We start from the raw sequence: 21,171 nt of genomic DNA on the forward strand, positions 1-21,171 counted from the left end.
GGGTTCTGTTCTGTAAGGTGGAGAGTAGTTTCCGCGATACAGAATTTCAACGGTTTGTTGAGAGATCGCTGGGACTCTACTCCTCCTCCGACAGCGAAGGGAACGCCGGTGGCCAGCACCCCGTCCACAGCGCCCACAGGGACCGACCGCGCGGCCGGCGGCGTACAGTCCGTCGAACGCGCCTTCCAGCTGCTGGAGGCCCTGGCCGACTCCGGCGGCATCGCCACCCTCAGTGAGCTGTCCACCACCTCCGGTCTGCCGATGCCGACCATCCACCGTCTGATCCGTACCCTCGTCCAGCAGGGTTATGTGAGGCAGGACACCGCCCGCCGCTACACCCTCGGCCCCCGCCTCATCCGGCTCGGCGAGACCGCCGGGCGCCTGCTGGGCAGCTGGGCACGCCCCTACCTGGCCGAGCTGATGGAGGCCACCGGCGAGACCGCCAACCTGGCCGTCCTGGAGGGCGGCGAGGTCGTCTACGTCGGCCAGGTCCAGTCGCGGCGCTCGATGCGGATGTTCACCGAGGTCGGACGGCGGGTCCAGCCGCACTGCACCGGTGTGGGCAAGGCCCTGCTGGCACAGCTGCCCGAGGACGAGGCCCGCGCCGTGCTCGGCACCCAGCCGCTGCAGTCGCACACCGCGTTCACCGTGACGGACCCGGCGCAGCTCTTCGAGCAGCTCGCCGTGGCCCGCGAGCGCGGCTACGTGGTGGACGACCAGGAGCAGGAGATCGGGGTTCGCTGTATCGCGGTGGCGGTGCCCGGCGCGCCGACGCCGACCGCCCTCTCGGTCTCCGGCCCCGAGGCGCGGATCCGAGCGCTGGAGGCACAGGCGGGCGACACCTCGCTCGTCCCGGTGATGAGCCAGATCGCGACTCGACTCGGTCAGGTTCTTGCCCCCTGAGCAACCCCTGCGGGGGCTCGGACAGCCTCGGGGGCGCGGGGCTCCGAAGGCCCGCCCCCGGGCGCTAGTCCAGGATCGGTGTGCCGACCTGCGTGACCGTGACCTGGAACACCGTCAGCTCGGGCTCGGCGCCCACGTAGGCGAAGAGCCGGGGTGCGGCGGCGAGCTTCGGGTTCGCCCGGACCGCCTCCAGGGACTCCCGGTCCCGCCACAGGGACTGCACCCGCCAGCGCCCGCCGGGGCCGCGCAGCAGCTCGGTCCTGATCAGCCCTTCCGGGAGCGGACCTGCGACCAACTCCCGGTAGGAGTCCACCAAATCGGCTTCCCGCTCGGCCGCCACCACGGCGCTGACCTCGCTCAACACCCGTCCGGACATCGCGATCACCTCCGCAGATCCAGGCTACGCCGCAGGCCCGGTGCCCTGCTCGGGCAAGCGGTGGGTCGCCAGGCCGGGCTGGGCCGGGCCCGACCGGTCAGCGGTAGACCCGTACGCAGTCCGCGGCGAAGGTGATCGGCGCGGTGCCCGAGGGCGCCGGGTGGTAGAGGCCGGCGGATATCGAGAGGTTGAGGACCAGGTACGCGGACCAGCCGGCACCGACACCGGCGTGGTCCTCGTAGACCTTGACCCCGTTGACGTGGTTGTCGTAGCGGTAGGCGGTGGTCCTGCCGCCGGCCCACTTGGAGCCCCAGGCGATACCGTCGGTGAACTCGTCCGACCAGGTCAATGACAGGCCGGGGATCGGTGGAGCGGCCGTCGCCGAGACCGTCCCCGGCCTGTCCCGGGTGGTGGCGGCAACGCCGTGGGCCTGTGAAGACGATACCGCCGCCGGGCCTGCGGCTCTCGTCGAGATCCCGGGGCCGGCCTTGCGGGCACCCACGGGGTGGTTCACCACAGAGTGTCCGGGACGGGTGGCGATACGGCACAAGGCAGGCAGGTTTTGCGTCAGTAACCTGCAGGTGAAGTCTTTGTCATGACCTCGGTCAGCCCTTCCGAACTGCACTGACGTGGCGTCACACTGCTGCCATGACAAACACTCTACGCGCGTGGAAGACCCGCGCCGCTTCCGTCGCCACCGTCGCTCTGCTGACCCTGGCCCCCACCGTTGTCGCCACCGAGGCCCACGCCGACGTCAGCGGCAGCGTCTGTCTTACCGCTCTGCCGAGCCAGGCGGACGACACCCTCGCCCTGATCGACAGTGACGGGCCGTTCCCGTACTCGCAGGACGGCGTCGTCTTCACGAACCGCGAGGGCGTGCTGCCCTCGGAGGACTACGGCTACTACCACGAGTACACCGTGATAACTCCCGGCGCCCGCACCAGAGGCACCCGGCGGATCATCACCGGCCAGGCGGACCACGAGGATTACTACACCTCCGACCACTACGCGACGTTCCGCCTGATCGACTTCGGCTGCTGACCGGGCCCACCCGAGCAACCGGCACGGCGATCCGCTTCGAAACCCAACGGCGAATCAGGGGCGGCGTCGGATAGGTTGGTGGGTGCGGCCGAACCGCGGTCGCACCCACCAGCCGAGTTGCCAGAGGAACACCCACACGATGACCGCGCCCCTGCCAGGCTTCGCCGGACACACCTACCTGTTCCAGGTCGACAACGGCGCCGCCTTCCGCAACGCCTACTCGGCCGACGGGACGCGGCTGCGCTGGGAGGGCCTCGGCGAGTCGGCCGGGCAGTGGGAGGACGTGGCCCTGCACGTCGCCGAGGTCGGCCCGCAGCTGTACTTCGTCAGCTGGACGGAGGCGAGCGGGCTCACCGTCAGCCATGTGATGGACCTCGGCAAGCTGACGGTCCGCGCCTTCTGGACGTACGAGGGCGAGGGCGGCCGGGTCGGCGAGCTGCACACCGGCACGCTGGAGCAGATCTCCTGACCGTTCCGCGGACGGTGTCCGGGCACTGCCGAAGGCGTACCTCGGTCGGCCGGACGGTCGGCCGGACAGCCGGACCTGGCCCGGGGCCCGTTACGCGGTCGGCGCCACCAGGTGCTGGGAGAGGAACTCCAGTGCCGGGGACAGCAGTCGGCCCCAGGTCTTGAAGTTGTGGCCGCCGCTCGGCAGCGTGGCGGTCGCCACCGTCATCGGGGCCTGGACGGCGGCCACGAAGGCGGCGGTCTGCTGCTTGTAGCTGCCGTCGCCCTCCTCGGTGCCGGCCACCATCACCGAGACCGCCGGCTTGGGCAGGTTCTTCAGCCGCCACACCAGGTCGGCCTCGTTGCGGCGCTGCTGGCTGCCCTTGAACAGGTCGCCGGTGGTGGCGTCCTCGGCCGCCTTGTAGTAGCCGGAGAGCGAGACCCCGGTCAGGAAGGCCCCGGGGTTGCGCATCGTCAGCTTGAGCGCGCAGTAACCGCCGGTGGAGTCGCCCACCACGCCCCAGGCGTGCGGATCGGCGATCACCCGGTAGCTGGTCCCGATCACCTTGGGCACGTCCTTGGCGAAGTACGTCTCGGACTGCGGGCCGCCCGGGATGTCCTCGCACTCGGTGTCGGTCGGCATCGCCGGGGAGGGGCGCATCAGGACCAGGACGGTCGGCTGCATCTTCCCGGACTGCATCAGGGCCAGCGCGGCGCCCGGGTAGTTGAGCCGGGTGATCAGGTTCTTGGCGTCCCCGGGGAAGCCGGTCATCACGATCGCGGCGGGGAACCTGCTGTGCGCGTGCTCGGGGTCGAAGTACTGCGGGGGCAGGTAGACGTAGCCGTCGGTGCTCAGCCCGCTGGCCGGTCCCGGGATGCGCACCGCGTCGATCTGGCCGACCTGCTTGGGGTCGCGACTGACGGCACCGCCGCCCTGGACTGCCTCCTTGCCGAGCAACTGCACACCGGACGCCTGGGACTTGTGCCCGTCACCGCCCGCTTCGGCCTTGTTCTGGACGATCACCGGACCCTGGTTGCCGGTGCCCAGCAGATCGCTCCAACTGCTGTAGAAGGCGAAGTAGTTGTTGGCCACCAGGGCCAGTGCGCAGAGCACCGTCAGCTGGGTGACCAGCAGTGCACCGATCCGGCCGAGCACCGACTGCCAGCTCGTCCTGGCCAGCCTCGGCCACAGCCACACCGTCGCGGTCATCGCCAGCACCGCGACCAGTATCGCCAGCGCCAGCACCTTGTGGCTCGTCAGCCCCATCGCCTGCTTGCTCCCGTACGCTCCGCCGGGCCCGCAGACCCGGAACTCCGACCCGGCGGGAGGCACTGCGGCGGCTCCCGGACGAACCTACGCCGAGAGGGGGACGCTCGGTTGCGGTCAGGTCGCTGGGGACGCCCAGGAAACTCCCGGCAATTCCCCGCCGGGGCTCAAGTATGCACTCCGTCTCCACGCCGGATCACGGGGGTCGCCGCACGGGCCCACGGGCCGGTCCGGACGATCTTGGGCACGACGCCGGCCATGCACTCTTCAGGGGTGCGGGGCCCGGGACGGTGCATACGCACCGTCTGCGGAAGGATCGGCCGGACAGGCCCTGGGCGCGGTCAGGCGTGGGTGCCGCCGTCGATCCGGATCTCGGTGCCGGTGACGAAGGCGCCGTCGTCCGAGGCCAGCATCGCGACCACGGCGGCCACCGTCTCCGGGCCCGCGAAGCCGTACGCGTTGCCCGCCCGGAGGGCCGGGCTGAGCTTGGCGAACAGGGACATGTCCGCGTCCCCGGGGATTCCGGGGCCGCGGTTCTGGCCGCTGGCACCGGAGGCGTCGGTCATACCGCTGCTGATCGAGCCCGGTGCGACGCAGACCGCGCGCAGTCCCTGCTTGGCGTACTCCAGCGCGATGGCGTGGGTGAAGGACTGGATACCGCCCTTGCTCGCCGCGTACGCCGCCATGTACGGGTGCGCGAAGCTCGCCGAGGTCGAGCTGAAGTTGACCACGACGCCTCGGCCCGTGGACAGCAGGGCGGGCAGCGACTCGCGGGTCATCAGGAAGGTGCCGGTGAGGTTGACGGCCAGCACGCGGTTCCAGAAGTCCAGCGTGGTCTGCTCGGTGTGCGCGGACCGCAGGATTCCCGCCGCGTTGACCAGCGCGTCCAGTCCGCCCAGCTCGCCGACCGCCTCGGCGACACCGGTCTTGACCGAAGCCTCGTCGGAGATGTCGAGGACCTTGGTGAGCAGGCGGTCGGCGGTGCCGTCGGCGAGCGCCAGCTCACGGGTGGCCGTCAGGCCGGACTCGGCAACGTCAGCGGCCACGACGGTGCCGCCCTCCTGCAGCATGCGGCGGGCGGTGGCCTGGCCGATACCCGAGCCCGCGCCGGTGATCAGTGCGCGGCGGCCCTCGAAGCGGTTCATGGTGCTCTCCCTGTGGGAACGGTACTGACGGTTCGGGCTTCACGTTACGCCTGGATGGCACGTTGTGCCATATCCGCACATCGCGCCCTGCTGGCGGTAGGCTGCACTCGTGACCACACCGCGACCGTCGCTGACCGAACGCCGCAAGGCCGCCACCCTGAACGAGATCTCGCTGGCCGCCGCGCAGCTCTTCGCCCACCAGGGGGCCGAGAGCACCACCGCCGAGGACATCGCGCGCTCGGCGGGTGTCTCACTGCGCACCTTCTACCGGTACTTCCGCACCAAGGAGGACGCCGTCGCCCCACTGCTGGCCAACGGCGTGCAGCACTGGCTGGACGAACTAACCGCCGGCCCTGGTGAGTTGACAGTGCCTCAGGCACTGGAGCGCTCGGCCGGACTCGCACTCACACCCGCGCCCGAGCGTCCTGCGGCGGCACTGGAGCTGATGCGCGGGATCCTGCGCGCGGCGCAGCACGACCCCGACCTGCTCGCCGTCTGGCACCGGGTACACCATGACTCCGAGCTTGAACTCGCCCCCGTCCTGGCCGAGCTGGCCGGGACGGACGTGGACCCGCTGGAGCTCCGGCTGGTCGCGGCCGCCGCCAACACGGGCATGCGGGTGGCCATGGAGTCCTGGGCCGCATCGGAGGCACCGCCCGAGGCGGCCGCCGAGCTGGCGGCGCGATGCATCCGGGAGCTGACGGCGGGCCTGCACCTCTGGACGACGGCCAGGCCGTCGAACTGACGAACTCGGCAGAACTGACCGACCGTCATCTCCAGGTCAGCACGGGACCACCACGACCGGGCAGTGGGCGTGGTGGAGGACGGCATGGACGGCGGTGCCGAGGCGGAGGCCGAAGTGCGGGGCGGGCTGGTGCCTGGCGATGACCAGGAGGGCAGCCTGCCGGGATGCCTCGACCAGGGTGGCGGCGGTGGCTCCCGCACGCTGTTCCATGTGGACGACGACGTCCGGGAACTCCTCCCGGACGGGGTCGCAGGTGCGGCGCAGCAACTGCTCGTGCAGCCTGGCCTCCTCCCCCAGTTCGTCGATCATCGGCGCCGCGTGGGCGACATCGGCCACCACCGGCGACCAGGAGTGCAGGGCCTGCACCGGCAGCCCGCAGGTCTCGGCCTCGCGGAGTGCGAAGCGGAGCGTCTCGCCGTCCCGCTCGTCCCTGATCGCCACCAGGATGTGCTCGCTCACCGACGGCGTCTGCCGCACCACGACGGTCGGGCAGGTGGAGTGGGCACTGACCCGCAGGCTGACCGAGCCCAGCAGCAGGGAGGCGAAGCCTCCGTGGCCGCGCGAGCCGACGACGACGAGTTCGGCGTGCTCGGCGGCGTTGAGCACGGCTACCGCCGCGTCCCGGGGGACGACGTCGCCGGTCATCCGTAGACCGGGGTGCGCGGCGGAGAGCTTGCCGAGGGCCTCGTCCAGGACACTCTGGGCGTTCTTGAGGATGAGGTCGGTCACGGCCTCGCCGGTGCGCGGGGAGAGCGTGACGGTGCCGGTGTTGACCGCGTGCACCAGGTGAAGGGCGCAGTCGCGCCGCTCGGCCTCCTGGGCCGCCCACTCGGCGGCGGCCGCTGCCTGGGGCGAACCGTCCACCCCGGCGACGATGCCTGCGGGGGATCTGCTGTTCATGATCGGCTCCCGGAGTGCTCCACGCCTTCGTCCGGCCCGCTCCGCACCTCTCCGGTTCGGACCGTGGTCCAAGGCCCTGGTACCAGGATGCACCGCCGGGCCTGCCTTGGAGACACCGGCGAACCGGCGAAGGCGGGCCGCGGATTGCCGGGCGCCGCCGCGGGAGCCATCGGGCCTGCGCCCGGGCGACCAGCCGGCCGAGACCGGGGCCGGCCGGTGGTCGGGGTGGGCCCCGCCACCGGCACTCCGGCCACCGGCACGCCGCTCCGCCGCCTCACCGATCGGGCGACGCACTGTCGCAGGTCACCTCGGTGCGAAGGCGAGCGCACGGGCCGGGTTGGCCCGGAACACCAGCTCGGCCGGCTCCGGCCCGAACTCCCTGACCAGGCGCGGGCGCAGCGTTGCCAGCAGGTACGGCATCCCGGGTGTGCCACGGGCGGCCGAGGTGGTGGTGTCGCCGCCGAGCAGCAGACGCTCGGCGTGGCCCGCCTCGATGAGCGCGGCAAGGGTGTCGAACAGGTGGTGGTCGGTGGCGTGGTTGATCCGTGACGGTCCGTCCAGGGCGATGTACGCGCCGGATTCGGCGGCTTGGCGCTGGAGGCGCAGGTCCGGGAAGCGGTTCAGGTGGCCGAGGATCACCCGGTGGGGCGGCACTCCGAGACGGCCGCAGAGCAGGTCGAGGACGTCGAGGGAGCCCGTACCCAGCTCGTGGTGGACCGCGATCGGCGCACCGGTGGCATGGTGGGCCTCGGCTGCCGCCGCCATGGTCCAGCGGGCGTGCTCGTCCAGGCCGTGGTAGCCGCCGGCCACCTTGATCAGACCGGCGCGGGCGGCCTGCCCGGCACCCCCGGCACCCTCACTGAGCTCGGTGAGCTCGGTGAGCTCGGTGAGCTCGGTGACGAACAGCTGGGCCAGATCCAGGGCGTGCAGCCGCTCAAGGAGCTCCGGCAGGTAGTGCGCGGCCTGGTGCAGACCGGTCGCGGCGACCAGGTGGACGCCGGTGGCACGGGAGAGCGCGGCCAGGTCCGCGATTCGCCGTCCCATCCCGTGCGGGGTCCACTGGACGACTGCCCGGCCGCCGAGCGCGGCGAAGGTGCGCAGCTCGGCCTCGGCCGCGAGCGGGTCGTCCAACTCCTGGCCGGGGAGCGCCCGGCTGCGCATGAAGAGGTGGTCGTGTGCGTCGCAGACGCCGAGTTCGGCGGGGGCGAGGTCACCGAGGACGGTGCGGATGACGGGGATGCTCATGCTGCTCCTGCCGGGGCGGCCGCGAGGGTGGCGAATTCGGGTGCCGAGAGGTGCAGGACCTGGTAGCGCGTCTGCTCGTCGGCCGGGGCGTCCCGCTCCCACAGGGCGAAGCGCAGCAGCTCCCAGCGGTAGGGGTCGAGGGCGACGGCCACGGAGTGCAGACCCGGCCCGGCCGGCAGGTCGGCGAGCAGGCGGGCGGCGGCCTCGGCCGGGTCGGCGCCCTCGGCCAGCCGCTCGATGTGACGGGTGGCCGTTCGTGGCGGCAGCTCGCGGGCGGGCCCGGGGCGCAGTGCGGTGCCGGCCCAGTGCCGGACGGGCGGGCGGCCGAAGTCCGCACTGAGGCCCGCGAAGCCGGGCCCCTGCAGGAAACCGGCCATCGCCTCGGCGGTGCGCCAGAGGTAGAACGGCGCGTACTGGTTGACCGGCGAACCCTCTTGGCCGCGTTCGCGGATCAGGTACGCCTTGAGGCCGAGGCCGGGGAGCTTGTCCAGCAGGTGGCCCTTGGTGGCGACACGGCGCCGGATGATCTGCATGTCGTAGTCGGCGGGGAGGGTGATCTCGTACTGCATCGCTTGCACGGGCGGGCCCTTCGGCGCTGGTGGTCGGTTCGGCTGCGCTCGGCGACTGCGGAGCCTTCGGTGCTGACTGGGCAGTTTCGGCGCTTATGGCACAGGCGTGTACGGAACGGGCGCGTACGGAACGGCCGCGGCGCGGTCTCAGTGGGTGCGCAACAGCGCGAGGGCGCCCCGGACGGCCTGGTGGAAGGGCTCGGGCGAGTCCGCGGCCCGGGCCAGCACATAGCCGCCCTGGACGACGGCAGCGATGGCCGCCGCGACCTCGGCCGGGTCGGGCCCGGTGGCGAACTCCCCTGCCGCCTGGCCCTCGGCGACGAGCTCGGCGATCCGGCCGCGCAGCCAGTCGAAGGTGTCCTCGACCGGACGGCGCAGCTGCGGCTCGGCGATCACCTCCGGGTCCTGCGCCATCCGCCCGATCCGGCAGCCGCGCAGCACCTCACGGTCGCGCAGCAGGTACGCCTCGATGCGCTCGTAGACCGTGCCGGGGCCGGAGAACTGCTCCTCGGCCAGCGCCTTGAGCTGCTCGGCACTGCGGCGCAGCGCGGCGGCGGCGAGGTCGGTCTTGCCACCGAAGTGGTGGTACATGCTGCCCTGGCCGACACCGGAGCGCTGCTGGATCGCCTTGGGGCTGGTGCCGACGTATCCGCGCTCCCAGAGCAGTTCCTGGGTGGTCTCGATCAGTCGTTCCGAGGTCGCCATGAGCTCACTGTACATACCAGTAGGTACAGAATGCGAGAGGAAAGGGCCACCCTGTCGGTAGTGGTCGACCAGTGCCGAGAGTTGGTCCAACAGCGCGTAGTCCTCCGCCACCCGCACCGGGTCCAGGACGGAGAGCACCGTCACGGTGGTGAAGAGCCGTATGGTGCCGGTGCGCGAGGCGATCGCACTGAGCAGCCCCCGGCGCCCGCGCCGGTGTCGCTCGGCGAGCGGTCCGCTGTGCAGGCCGTGAACTGGCAGGATGCGGGTCATGACGTACCTCGCCGCCGATGACCGCTACTCCTCGATGACCTACCGCCGCGCCGGGCGCAGCGGTGTGCAGCTGCCCGCCGTCTCGCTCGGCCTGTGGCACAACTTCGGTGACACCCAGCCGCTGGAGGTGCAGCGCGCGGTGCTGCGCCGCGCCTTCGACCGGGGCGTCACGCACTTCGACCTGGCCAACAACTACGGCCCGCCGTACGGCAGCGCCGAGCGGAACTTCGGCACGCTCTTCGCCCAGGACTTCCGCCCCTACCGGGACGAGCTGTTCATCGCCTCCAAGGCCGGCTGGGACATGTGGCCCGGACCCTACGGGGACGGCGGTTCGCGCAAGTACCTGCTGGCGAGCCTGGACCAGTCGCTGTCGCGGATGGGCCTGGAGTACGTGGACGTGTTCTACTCGCACCGCCACGACCCGGCCACCCCGCTGGAGGAGACCATGGGGGCGCTGGACTCGGCGGTCCGCTCCGGCAAGGCGCTGTACGCGGGCATCTCCAACTACCCGGCCGAGCAGCACCGGGAGGCGGTGGCGATCCTGCGCGAGCTGGGCACGCCGGTGCTGCTGAACCAGGCATCGTACTCGATCCTGAACCGGGAGCCGGAGGACGGCGGCCTGCTGGACGCCGTCGGCGACACCCAGACCGCACTGATCGCCTACTCCCCGCTGGCCCAGGGCCTGCTGACGGACCGCTACCTCAGCGGCGAGGTACCGGCCGGCTCCCGGATGTCGGTGGGGCACTTCCTGCGCGAGGAGGCGCTGACCGGCGCCAAGCTGGAGCAGCTGCGGGCGCTGGCGAAGGTCGCCGAGCAACGCGGGCAGAGCCTGGCGCAGTTGGCGCTCTCCTGGGTACTGCGGGACTCGCGGGTGGTCTCGGTGATCATCGGTGCCAGCAGCGTCGCCCAGCTCGACCAGAACCTGGACGCGCTCGGCGGCACTCCGCTGTCGGCGGAGGAGCTCGCGGAGATCGACCGGCTGAGCCGCTGACGCCGGCCCGGGCGGCCTCCTCGCGAGCTGACGTCGTACCAGGATCACCAGGACCGACGCAGGCGGGCCGACCTGCCTGACGGCGGGTCGGCCCGCGTACTGCTCATCTGCGTTACGCCACCGGCGTGTACTTGTATCCCACCCGACGGACAGTCACGATGCTGTCCCGGTACGCCGCGCCGAGCTTGCGGCGCAGCCGGGCCACGTGCACATCCACGGTCCGGCCGTCACCGACGTGGCCGTAGCCCCAGACCGCGGAGACCAGGTGGTCGCGGGTGTGCACCCGCTGCGGGTGCTGGGTGAGGTGGGCGAGCAGCTCGAACTCCAGGTACGTGAGGTCGAGCAGCCTGCCGTCCACATAGGCGCTTCGGCGCTCGACGTCCACGCTGATGCCACGGGCGGCGGGCCGGGCGGACCCGGCCCCGGGCGTCGCCGCCGCAACCGGCTGGCCGACGGTCGGCTGACCGAGGAGCGACTGGCCCTCGACGGGTTCGGCCGGCCCCGTGGGGACGAGCACCAGGTATCCGACCAGCGGACTGTCGGCGCCGACCGCGGTGCCGAACTGTGCGCTGTACTGGGCGAGCAGGCCCTGCGGAAGCGCCGACTGCGGAAGCGCCGCAACCACCGCGGCTCCCTCGGGGAGCGCCTTCAGCAGTGCCTGCGCGGGCTGCGGCACCGCCTGCTGCGGTACGGCGGCGGGGCGGGCGGCCGCGGGGCCGGGGTGCTGGGCTCCGGTGGAGTGCCGGCGCTCGGCCGTCGAGGGAATGGACCGGACCGCACGCAGATGCGGGGTCGCGGAGGGAATGGACAGGGTGGCAGTGGAGGAGGAAGACATGGTGCCGCTCTTTCGCGCGTGACGGATGAAGGGATTCGTCTGCGCGTCCACCGGACCGTACTGCCGCGGCTGACCCTGGGTCAGCGGGCGGAGGACCGGGACACGCGAGGCGAGCCCGGACACGTCTGGTCGAAGAGGTGCGGCTGCCGGGACGGCCAGAAGGGCTCCAGGTCGGAGCGTCCTTCGGCGCTGCTGTCCACGGCGGGGTTCATGCACCCGTTGAACCGGCTCAACGGGGTGCCGCGCCCTGTCCCTTGGCGCAGCGTTCGGTGCGGTGGTGCTTGCGTACGGCTCATTTCGCCCGATCCGGGAGAGGTTCGATGTGCGGTGCGTGTGGCCGGGTGCGCACCTGGCGTCCGCATCCCGCGGGGTGGGTGGGTGCGCGGGTGGGAACGGTCGGTGCGACTGGAGGAGGAGTTCAGCGACAGCAGGTACCGCGACAGCAGGTACCGCGACAGCAGGCACCGTCGCAACGGCAGGCACTGTCGCAACGGCAGGAACGACAGCGAGCGCTGGAGCTGAGCGCGAGGTCGATGAACCGGCGGACCGTCAACGCTGTGAGGACCGGGGCAGGGGCGGCCATGACGCCGAGCACGCGTGTTGTGGTCACGGCACTGCCCTCCCCCCGGATGGTGCGGGCGCTGGGCCCGACTGGTCCGGACGTGACGCCCGGCGATGTGTCTGTCGGCAAAGAGCGTTCCATGGCCAGGCCGTCCGAAGCAACCCGGATCCGACGGCCGTCCCGATATGCGGACTGTGATCCCACCTGTCGGGACGGTGGAGCGGTGAACACCGGCGTGCGGCGCTCGGCCGAGACGGTCAGCGGCGGGCTGCGGCGTGTTCGACGAGCTGGATCAGCAGTTCCCTGCCGTCCTCGCGGCGGCGGGCGTCGCAGAGCAGCACGGGCACGCCGGGATCCAGGTCGAGCGCCTCCCGCACGTCGTCCGGGGCGTACGCCTCGGTGCCCTCGAAGCAGTTCACCGCGATCACGAACGGGATGCCGCGCTGCTCGAAGAAGTCAACCGAGGGGAAGCAGTCCGACAGCCGCCGGGTGTCGGCCAGCACCACGGCACCGAGTGCGCCCTGCGCCAGCTCGTCCCAGACGAACCAGAAGCGGTCCTGACCCGGCGTGCCGAAGAGGTAGAGGGCGAGGCCGGGCCGCAGGTCGATCCTGCCGAAGTCCATCGCCACCGTGGTGGTCCGCTTCGCCTCCACACCCGAGGTGTCGTCCAACGGGCGCCCCAGCTCGCTGAGTTGCTCCTCGGTGCGCAGCGGCCGAATCTCGCTCAGCGCGCCGACCAGCGTCGTCTTGCCGGCACCGAAGCCGCCGGCCACCAGGATCTTCAGCGCGACCGCGCCCCAGGGCGAGGCAGCGGCGGACACGGACAGGTCAGAGTGCACGGAGGCCATTGATCACGTCTCGCAGCAGGCGCTCGTCCGGCAGTTGGGCGAGCGGGACGGGTCGGACGACGCTGATCAGTTCGGCTTCGTGGAGGTCGCCGAGCAGGACCCGCACCACGCTGACGGGCAGGTCGGTGTAGGAGCCCAACTCCGCGACGCTCAGCGGTTCGTCGCGGCAGAGCGCCAGCAGGGCATGGTGCTCAGGACCCATGGCGGGCTCCGCGCCCGGCCGTTCGGTCTGATCGACCGCTCTGATCAGCGAGATCAGGTCGAACAGACCGTCCTCGACCGGCCGGACCCGGCCACGCGTCATCGAGAACAGCCGCACCAGCGGGCCCGCTTCGGCGTCGAACCAGCGGTCCTCCTCGGGCGGGCGCAGCTCGAACGGATCCGTCGCCGGCAGCGCGGCGAGGGGTTCGGGTGCGGCGTCCTCGATGCTCATCGACTCACTCATCTCCCGGGCGGAGTGGCCTCGTTGCGCGGCTCGGCCGACAGGTGTTCGCCGACCCGCTTGACCAACAGTGCCATCTCGTAGGCGATCTGACCGACGTCTGACTCGGCGTCGCTCAGCACGGCGAGGCAACTGCCGTCACCGGCGGCCGTGATGAAGAGGAAGGCCTCGTCCAGCTCGACCATGGTCTGCCGGACCCCACCGACCTTGAAGTGCCTTCCGGCGCCCTTGGCCAGGCTGTGGAAGCCCGCCGCGACGGCGGCGAGGTGCTCGGCATCCTCTCGGGCGAGGTCGCTGGACGTGCCGGTCGCCAGCCCGTCGCTGGACAGGATGACCGCATGCCTCAGGGCCGCGACTCGTCCCACCAGGTCGTCCAGGAGCCAGTTGAGATCTCCGGAGGGCTGTGTCGTTGCGGTCATGATTCGGTTCCTTCCGCTGGTGCAGGCTGAGCTTGTCGTGCAGGTGATACGGGCTTGGCGGGTTGCGGCGGCGGCACGGGCCGGGCCGACAGCGCCGGCCGGACGCGCGGCGCGGGCAGGGCAGCCGGGGCCGGTGCCGGGGGCAGCGCCGAGCGCGGGGGGACGGCTTCGCCGGACGGTGGGGCAGCCGACGGCGCAGCTTGCGTGCCGGGCCCGGCCGTCCCGGCGGACGCGGGTGGGTTCGTGTCCGGGTTCGGGCCCGGCTTCAGCCTGAGGCTCCGCTTCGGGTTGAGGCTCCGCTTCGGGCCCGGCTCCCGGTTCGGGTTCGACTCCCGGTTCGGCTTCGGGTCCGGGTCCGGGTCCGGGTCCGGGTCCGGGTCCGGGTCCGGGTCCGGGACGACGGTCAGCGAGGCCGGCTGGACCCGGTCGCCTCGACCGCGCTTGTAACCGCGCTGGAACGAGGCGAAGGTCGACCGGGCCTCCTCCGGCGAGCGCTCGCGTACCGACTCGCGCGCCGCAGCCGCTCCGTCCACCCCTGCGGCGGCAGCCGCTGCGGCCTCGGCGGCAGCAGCCTTCAGCTGGGGTGCGAGGTTGGCCTGCCGGACCCGCCGGGGCAGCAGACCGCCCGCCGGAGGTGGTGCGGCCGCCGCCGGAGCTGCGGCCGCCTCTGCCGGGGCCGGAGCAGCGTGCGCCGGGGGCGCGGTGACGGCACCTGCCGCGCCATCTGCGGGCTCTCGCTCGGCCGGGCTGTCCGCCCGGCGGTGCCGACCGGTACCGGCCGCGCTGTCGGCGTCCGGGTCATGCCCCGTCCCGGTGCCGACCGAGCCGGCGCCGGCTGCGTCGGGGGCGACGGCAGCACCGTCGGCAGCCGTACCGCGCACGGCGTCCGCAGGAACCAGCGACGGTCCTCCGGAAGCCGCGGCACGGCGCCGGGGCAGTCCGCCGGGTGTACGGGCGGGCTCGGGCACCGAGGGGCGCGGCCCGCCGCGCGGGCGCTCGGCGGCGCGCACAGGCCCCTCGCCCGAGATGGGCGCCCCCGCATTGTGCGGGGCACCGTCGTCCTCGGGCAGCGCCGGTACGGCGACCAGTTCACGCTGCCCGCGCCGCGCGGACGGCGCTCCGGCCGGAGCCGCACCCGACTCCGCACCGGGCGCGGTCCGTCCCGCGCCGGGCGAACCGGCGCCGGAGGGCCTCCCGTCGCCCACCAGGTCCGGCGCCTCCGCGAGGAGTTCACGCGGGATCAGCACGACCGCCGAGGTGCCGCCGTACGGAGAGGGCCGCAGGTGCACCCGGATGCCGTGCCGCAGCGCCAGTCGGCTGACCACGAACAGGCCGAGGCGGTCGGTGTCCGCGAGGTCGAACTCCTGCTCCACCGAGAGCCGTTGGTTGATCTCCGCGAGCGCCTGCTCGCTCAGCCCGAGACCCCGGTCGTCGATCTCCAGACAGAATCCGTGGGCCACCACCTCGCCCTGGATGGTGACCTGGGTCTGCGGCGGGGAATAGACCGTGGCGTTCTCGACCAGCTCGGCGACCAGGTGGGTGACGTCGGCGACCGCGCTGCCGAGCAGCCCGGTGCCGGGGAACGGCCGGACGATGACGCGTGCGTAGTCCTCGACCTCACCGACGGCCGCCCGGACCACATCCACCATCCGGACGGGCTTGCGCCAGGCGCGGCCCGGCGAGCCGCCGGCGAGGATGATCAGACCCTCGGCGTGCCGCCGCATCCTGGTGGTCATGTGGTCGAGACGGAAGAGGTCCTCCAGCTCGGCCGGGTTCTCGGTGCGCCGCTCCATGGTGTCGAGCAGGGTGAGCTGACGGTGCAGCAGGACCTGGTTGCGGCGGGCCAGGTTGACGAAGACCGCCGACACTCCCCGGCGCAGTTCGGCCTGTTCCACGGCAGCCTCGACGGCCGCGCGCTGCACAGCGTTGAAGGCCCGTCCGACCTGGCCGATCTCGGCCGGTCCCAGGTCCAGCGCGGGTGCCTCCGCCGCCACGTCCACGGCCTCGCCCCGGCGCAGCCGGAGCATCACCGACGGCAGCCGGGTCCCGGACAGCTCCTGGGCGGCATTGCGCAGCGCGATCAGCTCGCGCGCCAGCCCCCGGCCGATCCGGTACGAGATCATGATCGAGAGCACCACCGCGACCAGGCCGATCACACCGGCGATCCCACCACGCACCAGCTGGTTGATCGCGTACGAGCGGGCCCGCTCGCCGATGGTCGCGTCCAGCCGGCTGTTGAGGGAGGCGAGGTCGGAGAGTGCCCGGTCGGCGGCCTCGCGCCAGGAGTTGTCGGAGAGCTTCTTGACCGCTCCGGCGTGATCCGGTGAGTCCTCGAAGAACGCCTCCGCGCTGACCAGCGCCATCCAGTTGTTGCCGGTGCGCAGGTTGCGGTAGTCGGTCTGGTCCTGCGGGTCCAGTTCGTCGATGTACACGTCGAACAGCGCCCGCTGGTTGTGCAGGCCGTCGAGAGCCTGCTGGAGCATCGCGCTGTCGGGCTTCTCGGTGAGCCGCAGGCCCTCCATCGCCGCATCCTCGCGGGAGAGGTACTCGCGCGCCCGGACCAGCTCCGTCAGGATGGTGCCCTGCCTGGGCAGTTGTCCGCTCTGCCGGCTCACGAAGGCGGAGCGGAAGCTGAAGACCGGCTGGATCAGCGCGCTGTACTGGTCGAGGACGTACCCCCAGCTGTTGGCCTCGCGGCCCACCTGACTCCGGATCGGAGCGAGTTGGTCGGAGCTGTTGAGGATGTCGTTCAGGCGCCTTTGCTGGTTGGCGGCGAGCCGCCCCGCCTTCGAGTCGTCCGCCTTGGCGCGGAGGGACTGGAGGTCCCGGTCGGTGACCGCCTGCGCCTGCTGGTAGGCGTCCCTGAGCGCGTCTGAGCCGGGGCCGGCGAGCCGGAGCACGGCCGCCCGGCGCTCCGCCTGGACGTCCTGCGCGTACTGGTCGGTCGCGCTGCCGAAGGAGCGGTAGGCGGCCGTGAGGCCCAGCTGCTGCCAGACGTCACCGGTGGTCACCAGGGTCGCGTAGGCCCAGAGAGCGGTGAGGGCGACGATGGGCACCATGAGCAGCGCGATGATCTTCGCGCGGATCGAACTGCGGCGCAGACGCATGGAGTCCTCGGTCGGGATGGGCCGGGCGCGGACGGGGACGGTACTTCGGCTGTGCTGCTCGGGTTGCGGTCACGGTGTCTGTCGGGGCATCCGTGCAGGACAACATGCCGGGCCACGGATCGTCCGGGCTCGGCGGTGCCACCGGCCCGGTCGATCTGCGCGAGCTTACTACTCACTGACCATCCGTTCGAAGGGTCGAATCCATTGTCCGGGGGCAGCCGCCGTGATGATCCCGTTTTCGCCGGATAAAGGGGACTCTGTCCAGGGCGGGCGTCGGCACCGCAGACCCTGGCATGTGCCGGTTCTCGTCGGGGATCGCGACAACCCTGGGAAGTCCTGCATCAATCGGGTAGCTTCGCAGCCAGCCGCGGATCGGACCACCGGCGCGGACCACCGGATCCACCAGAGGGATCGGACCACGAGCATCGGGCGACGAGGATCGGGGGCAGCGTGCGCGAGTTCAGCAGCCCTCCCGTCACCGTCGCCGCCACCGGCGGTCTGGCCGACCCGGTGTACGACGCCGCCGAGCGCACCCCCGGCATGGTCCAGCTGTCCCGCCTCGCCCCGGCACGCTCCCCTCAGGACGGCTGGCCCGGCTCCGCCTGGCTGGGTGTGACGGCCCTCCAGTTCCGCGACGAGGTGCTCGCCCTGGCGAAGGGCCTGCTGACCAGGGGCGTGCGGTACGGCGACCGGGTCGCGCTGATGTCCTGCACCCGGTACGAGTGGACGCTCTTCGACTATGCGCTGTGGTCCATCGGCGCCATCCCGGTTCCGGTCTACCCGACCTCGGCCGCCGAGCAGGTGCGCTGGATCCTGGCCGAGACCCGCGCCGTCGCCTGCGTGGTGGAGAACGAGGACCACGCCATGACGGTCGGCGCGGTCTGCGACGCGCTCCCCGAGCTCACCGGGATCTGGCAGCTCGACCGCGACTGTGTGGCCGCCCTGGTCGAGGACGGACGCGGCGTACCCGACACCCTGGTGCACCGCCAACGGCTGGGCGTCACACCGGACTCCATCGCCACCGTCATCTACACCTCGGGCACCACCGGCCACCCCAAGGGCTGTCTGCTCACCCACGGCAACCTCGCCGCCGAGGCGGACGCCCTGCTCATCGGCTGGGACGAGGTGTTCCAGGACAGCGGCGGGGTTCCGCCCGCCACCCTGATGTTCCTGCCACTGGCCCACGTCTACGGCCGGATCGTGCAGATCGCGGCGCTCCGAGGCGGCATCCGGGTCGGCCACCACGGCACCCTCTCCACCGACACCCTGCTGCCCGCCCTCGCCTCCTTCCGGCCGACCTTCCTGCACGCAGTGCCGTACGTCTTCGAGAAGATCCACCAGCGGGCCAGGGAGGCCGCCGAGGAGGCCGGACGCGGTGAACTCTTCGCGCAGGCACGCGAAGTCGCCATCCAGTGGGCCGCCGCCCGTGAGCAGCGCGCCTTCGGACGCGGGCCGGGACCCAGCGCCGCGCTGCGTCTGCGGCACAGCGCGTACGACCGGCTGGTGTACCAGCGGCTGCGCGCCGTGCTGGGCGGCCGGGTTCGCAATGTGATCAGCGGAGGCTCGGCACTGGGGCGGGAGTTGGGACTCTTCTTCGCGGGCGCCGGTATGACGGTGTACGAGGGGTACGGGCTGACCGAGACCAGCGCCGCGATCACCGCCAACCCGCCGCGCAGACCAAAGTTCGGCACCGTCGGCCCCCCAGTGCCCGGCGCAACGGTGGCGATCGCCGAGGACGGCGAGGTCTGGGTACGCGGCGCCACGGTCTTCACGGGCTACCTCAACCACCCTCGCTGTACCGAGGAGGCCCTGCACGAAGGCTGGCTGGCCACCGGCGACCTGGGCTCCCTCGACGAGGACGGCTACCTCACCATCACCGGCCGCAAGAAGGAGCTGATCGTCACCAGCAGCGGCAAGAACCTCGCCCCCGCTGCCCTGGAGGAACGCGTCCGGGCCCACCCGCTGGTCTCCCAGTGCCTGATCGTCGGCGACAACCGCCCCTACGTCGCCGCCCTGATCGCTCTCGACCCGCTCGCCCTCGCCCACTGGCTCAAGAGCCGGGGCCGCGAACAGCTCGACAGCCGGGCCGTGTTGACCGACGAGGACCTCCTGGCCGAGATCCAGCGCGCCGTCGCCGTCGCCAACACCGCCGTCTCCCGCGCCGAGTCCATCCGCGCCTTCCGCCTGCTCCCCGGAGAGTTCAGCACCGACCAGGGTCTGCTGACCCCTTCGCTGAAGCTCCGCCGCCAGGCCATCATCCGGCACTACGCGGACGACATCGACGAGCTCTACCGCCCCTGAACCTCCCCTGGACGCCGGCGACGGCTGCGCGGGTGCCACGACCATGGCAGGCCCTCCAACGGGACCGGGAAGCAAGGGTCTTGGGCCGGTAAAGACTCGCCAGAAGCTCTCCAGTGAGGCCGTCGAACCCTTGACGAGGCCTCTGGTCCAGTCCAATGTATGGCTCCGGCCCGTGTGCGGCATGCCGACGTCCCGCTCCCCTCGGGGAGTTCTCCGGCCTTCCTCCACACAGGAGTTCACTCGTGTCCACGCCCCTGCGGCGGCTGGCCGCCCGCCGACCGTCTTCCGGCCGCCGTACTTCAGCTGGAACGCCGGCACCCTCCAGGCCGCCGCCGACTGCGGCATCCGGACGGTCCTCACCGCGACGGCCGACTTCAGCCGGGGGCAGTCGAACATCTACCACGGCGGCCCGCTCCAGCCCGGCGACGTGATCCTGATGCACTTCACCGACACCCTGCCGAGCGACCTGCAACGCGCCCTCGCCGCCGCCGACGCCGCGGGGCTCAAGCCGGCCGGGCTCGTCGACTACCTGCGCCGAACTCCACCGACCTGCCCCGTACCCGAACCTGACCGTCCGCCCGCGACCCGACCGTCGCCCGAAGATCAGCGCCACCGCCCCGCGCACCCGGTCGAAGTCCGCGCGGGGGCGGCCCTCCCCGACACACCAGGAGGTTCACATGGAACGGGCCCTGATCCAGCCGCCCACCCCCGGCAGACGCCGCCAACCCCGCGCCCGTGCGCCGCTCGCCGTCGGCCTCGGCCTCGCCCTGCTGACCGGCGGGCTCGTCACCGCCTTCACGGCCGGCCCGGACGCCGCCGCCGTGACCACCACCGCGCCTGCCACCGCCGCGCTCGGCAGCAACTGGTACGCCGGTGCACCGTACTTGATGCCCGAGGACAACAACCCGCAGGACCCGGCCGCCGTGATGGACGCGACCGGCCAGAAGGCGTTCCAGCTCGCCTTCATTCTGGACGGCGGCAGCTGCACCCCCGCCTGGGGCGGGACTTCGCCGATCGGTCACACCTGGCACGCCAAGTGGTGGACGCAGAACGAGAACCCGAGCGCTGGCGGCCAGTGGGGTCCCTGGGCCGACGACGGCCCCTGCTGACGACCGGCTCGTCACCGCACGGGCGCGTCGTCGGCCGTCTCCCCACCCACTCCGGGTCGGGACACGGCCGACGTCCGCTCATGGGATCTGTCGGTCTGGCGGACCGTGCGGACCTGCGAGACCCGATAGACCCGTCAGACCCGTCAGGCTCCGGCGGAGAAGGCGGGCAGGTAGCCGCCCGCCTGGCCGGACGCCTTGGGGTGGTAGCTCTCGTCGATCGGGAAGGTCGTACTGTTGAGCCACACCGTGCCACTCGCGCAGATCTCGTGACCGGTGAACAGACCGCGGACATCCTCGAAGGTGAAGCCCGCATTGGCGGCTCTCTTCGCTATCACGTCATCGAGCACGTCCGCCGCACCGTTGATCGCGGCACGCTTGGTGTCACCGATGCCGAAGATGCAGCTGCCGTCGATCTGGTAGAGGTGCGGATAGCCGAGCACCACCACATGGGCATTGGGCGCCTTGCCCTGTATCGCCGAGTAGACCTGGTCGAGCAGCCCCGGCAGGGTGTCGGTCGCGTACGCCTCCGCCGTCGAGACGGCATCGAGGCAGGCGCTCTCGGTGTTCAGCACGCAGGTCTCCATCGTGCTCGCGAAACCCGCGTCGTTGCCGCCTATGGTGATGCTCACCAGCGTGGTGCTCGAGTTGAGCCCGGAGAGCTGACTGTTCAGCACATCCCCGGTCCTCGCCGCGGAGCAGGCCGAGAAGGTGAACGAGGACGTCGAGTGGGCGTTCTTCCAGAGGTACGGGTAGGCGTTGGTGCTGCGCTTGCAGCTTCCACTCTCACTGGTGTAACTGCCTGCGCCGACGCCGGAGGAGTACGAGTCCCCCAGCGCGACGTAGTTGACGGTCGCGGCGTGGGCGGCGGTCGCACCGACCAGGGTGGTCAGCGAGAGGAGAGCCGACAGGGCGATGGCGGACGCGGCACGAGCAGGGCGCATGAA

20 protein-coding genes and 2 pseudogenes are annotated in these 21,171 nt (G+C 71.8%); 7 read left to right on the plus strand and 15 right to left on the minus strand.

Translation table 11 applies throughout. The features are described 5' to 3' along the window. Positions 1–108 precede the first annotated feature (108 nt). Positions 109–903: an IclR family transcriptional regulator gene (locus P3T39_RS12315; RefSeq protein ID WP_280697544.1), complete on the plus strand. Its 795-nt coding sequence runs from the start codon at positions 109–111 to the stop codon at positions 901–903. 64 nt (positions 904–967) lie between these two features. On the opposite strand, the gene P3T39_RS12320 is transcribed toward P3T39_RS12315, so the two are convergent. Together P3T39_RS12320 and P3T39_RS12325 are read right to left on the minus strand one after the other, a co-directional pair. Beyond that, positions 968–1,279, minus strand: coding sequence for an antibiotic biosynthesis monooxygenase (locus P3T39_RS12320; RefSeq protein WP_280697545.1), 312 nt, complete (start codon positions 1,277–1,279; stop codon positions 968–970). 97 nt (positions 1,280–1,376) lie between these two features. Further along, entirely contained in the window at positions 1,377–1,628 is a 252-nt protein-coding gene (locus P3T39_RS12325) for a hypothetical protein (RefSeq protein WP_280697546.1), read from the minus strand. A gap of 299 nt (positions 1,629–1,927) precedes the next feature. Between P3T39_RS12325 and P3T39_RS12330 the strand changes: the two genes are divergently transcribed. Both P3T39_RS12330 and P3T39_RS12335 read left to right on the plus strand, forming a co-directional pair. Further along, complete coding sequence (locus tag P3T39_RS12330) at positions 1,928–2,320, plus strand: ribonuclease (RefSeq protein WP_280697547.1); 393 nt, start codon at positions 1,928–1,930, stop codon at positions 2,318–2,320. A gap of 139 nt (positions 2,321–2,459) precedes the next feature. Beyond that, a complete protein-coding gene (locus P3T39_RS12335; RefSeq protein ID WP_280697548.1) occupies positions 2,460–2,789 on the plus strand; it encodes a hypothetical protein in 330 nt (109 codons plus the stop codon). A 90-nt stretch (positions 2,790–2,879) separates the two neighbouring features. On the opposite strand, the gene P3T39_RS12340 is transcribed toward P3T39_RS12335, so the two are convergent. After that, positions 2,880–4,034 carry an alpha/beta hydrolase-fold protein gene (locus P3T39_RS12340; protein WP_280697549.1) on the minus strand — a complete coding sequence of 385 codons (1,155 nt, stop codon included), beginning with the start codon at positions 4,032–4,034 and terminating at the stop codon, positions 2,880–2,882. 341 nt (positions 4,035–4,375) lie between these two features. Continuing rightward, positions 4,376–5,179, minus strand: coding sequence for an SDR family NAD(P)-dependent oxidoreductase (locus P3T39_RS12345; RefSeq protein ID WP_280697550.1), 804 nt, complete (start codon positions 5,177–5,179; stop codon positions 4,376–4,378). 109 nt (positions 5,180–5,288) lie between these two features. Between P3T39_RS12345 and P3T39_RS12350 the strand changes: the two genes are divergently transcribed. After that, the gene (locus P3T39_RS12350) at positions 5,289–5,924 is read left to right on the plus strand and encodes a TetR family transcriptional regulator (protein ID WP_280697551.1); all 636 of its coding nucleotides are present in this window, start codon (positions 5,289–5,291) and stop codon (positions 5,922–5,924) included. A 36-nt stretch (positions 5,925–5,960) separates the two neighbouring features. Here P3T39_RS12350 and P3T39_RS12355 read toward each other — a convergent pair whose 3' ends face one another. The 5 genes and pseudogenes from P3T39_RS12355 to P3T39_RS12375 form a co-directional block, all read right to left on the minus strand. Further along, the gene (locus tag P3T39_RS12355; protein ID WP_280697552.1) at positions 5,961–6,824 is read right to left on the minus strand and encodes a universal stress protein; all 864 of its coding nucleotides are present in this window, start codon (positions 6,822–6,824) and stop codon (positions 5,961–5,963) included. A 303-nt stretch (positions 6,825–7,127) separates the two neighbouring features. After that, the gene (locus tag P3T39_RS12360; RefSeq protein ID WP_280697553.1) at positions 7,128–8,069 is read right to left on the minus strand and encodes a phosphotriesterase; all 942 of its coding nucleotides are present in this window, start codon (positions 8,067–8,069) and stop codon (positions 7,128–7,130) included. Continuing rightward, positions 8,066–8,647 carry a DUF4865 family protein gene (locus P3T39_RS12365; RefSeq protein ID WP_280697554.1) on the minus strand — a complete coding sequence of 194 codons (582 nt, stop codon included), beginning with the start codon at positions 8,645–8,647 and terminating at the stop codon, positions 8,066–8,068. Before P3T39_RS12365 ends, P3T39_RS12360 begins: the two co-directional genes overlap by 4 nt. A 138-nt stretch (positions 8,648–8,785) precedes the next feature. Then, entirely contained in the window at positions 8,786–9,358 is a 573-nt protein-coding gene (locus tag P3T39_RS12370; protein ID WP_280697713.1) for a TetR/AcrR family transcriptional regulator, read from the minus strand. Between the two features lie 72 nt (positions 9,359–9,430). Next, positions 9,431–9,613, minus strand: a pseudogene (locus P3T39_RS12375) (LLM class flavin-dependent oxidoreductase); the annotation flags it as partial. Between P3T39_RS12375 and P3T39_RS12380 the strand changes: the two are divergent. Continuing rightward, on the plus strand, positions 9,612–10,604 hold the full coding sequence (locus P3T39_RS12380) for an aldo/keto reductase (RefSeq protein ID WP_280697555.1): 993 nt from the start codon (positions 9,612–9,614) through the stop codon (positions 10,602–10,604). The pseudogene P3T39_RS12375 and the gene P3T39_RS12380 sit on opposite strands and share 2 nt — an antisense overlap. A gap of 112 nt (positions 10,605–10,716) precedes the next feature. Here the strand turns inward: P3T39_RS12380 and P3T39_RS12385 are convergent, their stop codons facing one another. The 5 genes from P3T39_RS12385 to P3T39_RS12405 all read right to left on the minus strand — a co-directional run bounded on the left by P3T39_RS12385 (position 10,717) and on the right by P3T39_RS12405 (position 16,817). Further along, entirely contained in the window at positions 10,717–11,439 is a 723-nt protein-coding gene (locus tag P3T39_RS12385; RefSeq protein ID WP_280697556.1) for a winged helix-turn-helix domain-containing protein, read from the minus strand. An 819-nt stretch (positions 11,440–12,258) separates the two neighbouring features. Continuing rightward, entirely contained in the window at positions 12,259–12,849 is a 591-nt protein-coding gene (locus tag P3T39_RS12390) for an ATP/GTP-binding protein (RefSeq protein ID WP_280697557.1), read from the minus strand. Next, complete coding sequence (locus P3T39_RS12395) at positions 12,830–13,282, minus strand: DUF742 domain-containing protein (protein WP_280697558.1); 453 nt, start codon at positions 13,280–13,282, stop codon at positions 12,830–12,832. Before P3T39_RS12395 ends, P3T39_RS12390 begins: the two co-directional genes overlap by 20 nt. 8 nt (positions 13,283–13,290) lie before the next feature. Continuing rightward, positions 13,291–13,710 (minus strand): roadblock/LC7 domain-containing protein, encoded by a 420-nt coding sequence (locus P3T39_RS12400; protein WP_280697559.1) that lies wholly within the window; start codon positions 13,708–13,710, stop codon positions 13,291–13,293. Continuing rightward, a complete protein-coding gene (locus P3T39_RS12405) occupies positions 13,707–16,817 on the minus strand; it encodes a nitrate- and nitrite sensing domain-containing protein (RefSeq protein ID WP_280697560.1) in 3,111 nt (1,036 codons plus the stop codon). Before P3T39_RS12405 ends, P3T39_RS12400 begins: the two co-directional genes overlap by 4 nt. A gap of 450 nt (positions 16,818–17,267) precedes the next feature. Here P3T39_RS12405 and P3T39_RS12410 point away from each other — a divergent pair, with 450 nt between their 5' ends. Together P3T39_RS12410 and P3T39_RS12415 are read left to right on the plus strand one after the other, a co-directional pair. After that, on the plus strand, positions 17,268–19,118 hold the full coding sequence (locus P3T39_RS12410) for a long-chain fatty acid--CoA ligase (RefSeq protein WP_280697561.1): 1,851 nt from the start codon (positions 17,268–17,270) through the stop codon (positions 19,116–19,118). A 677-nt stretch (positions 19,119–19,795) separates the two neighbouring features. Next, positions 19,796–20,134 (plus strand): annotated as a pseudogene (locus P3T39_RS12415) (chitinase); the annotation flags it as partial. 236 nt (positions 20,135–20,370) lie between these two features. Here the strand turns inward: P3T39_RS12415 and P3T39_RS12420 are convergent. Then, positions 20,371–21,168 carry an SGNH/GDSL hydrolase family protein gene (locus P3T39_RS12420; protein WP_280697562.1) on the minus strand — a complete coding sequence of 266 codons (798 nt, stop codon included), beginning with the start codon at positions 21,166–21,168 and terminating at the stop codon, positions 20,371–20,373. Positions 21,169–21,171: the final 3 nt, after the last annotated feature.

It is taken from the genome of Kitasatospora sp. GP82 (genome assembly GCF_029892105.1).
Lineage (GTDB): Bacteria > Actinomycetota > Actinomycetes > Streptomycetales > Streptomycetaceae > Kitasatospora.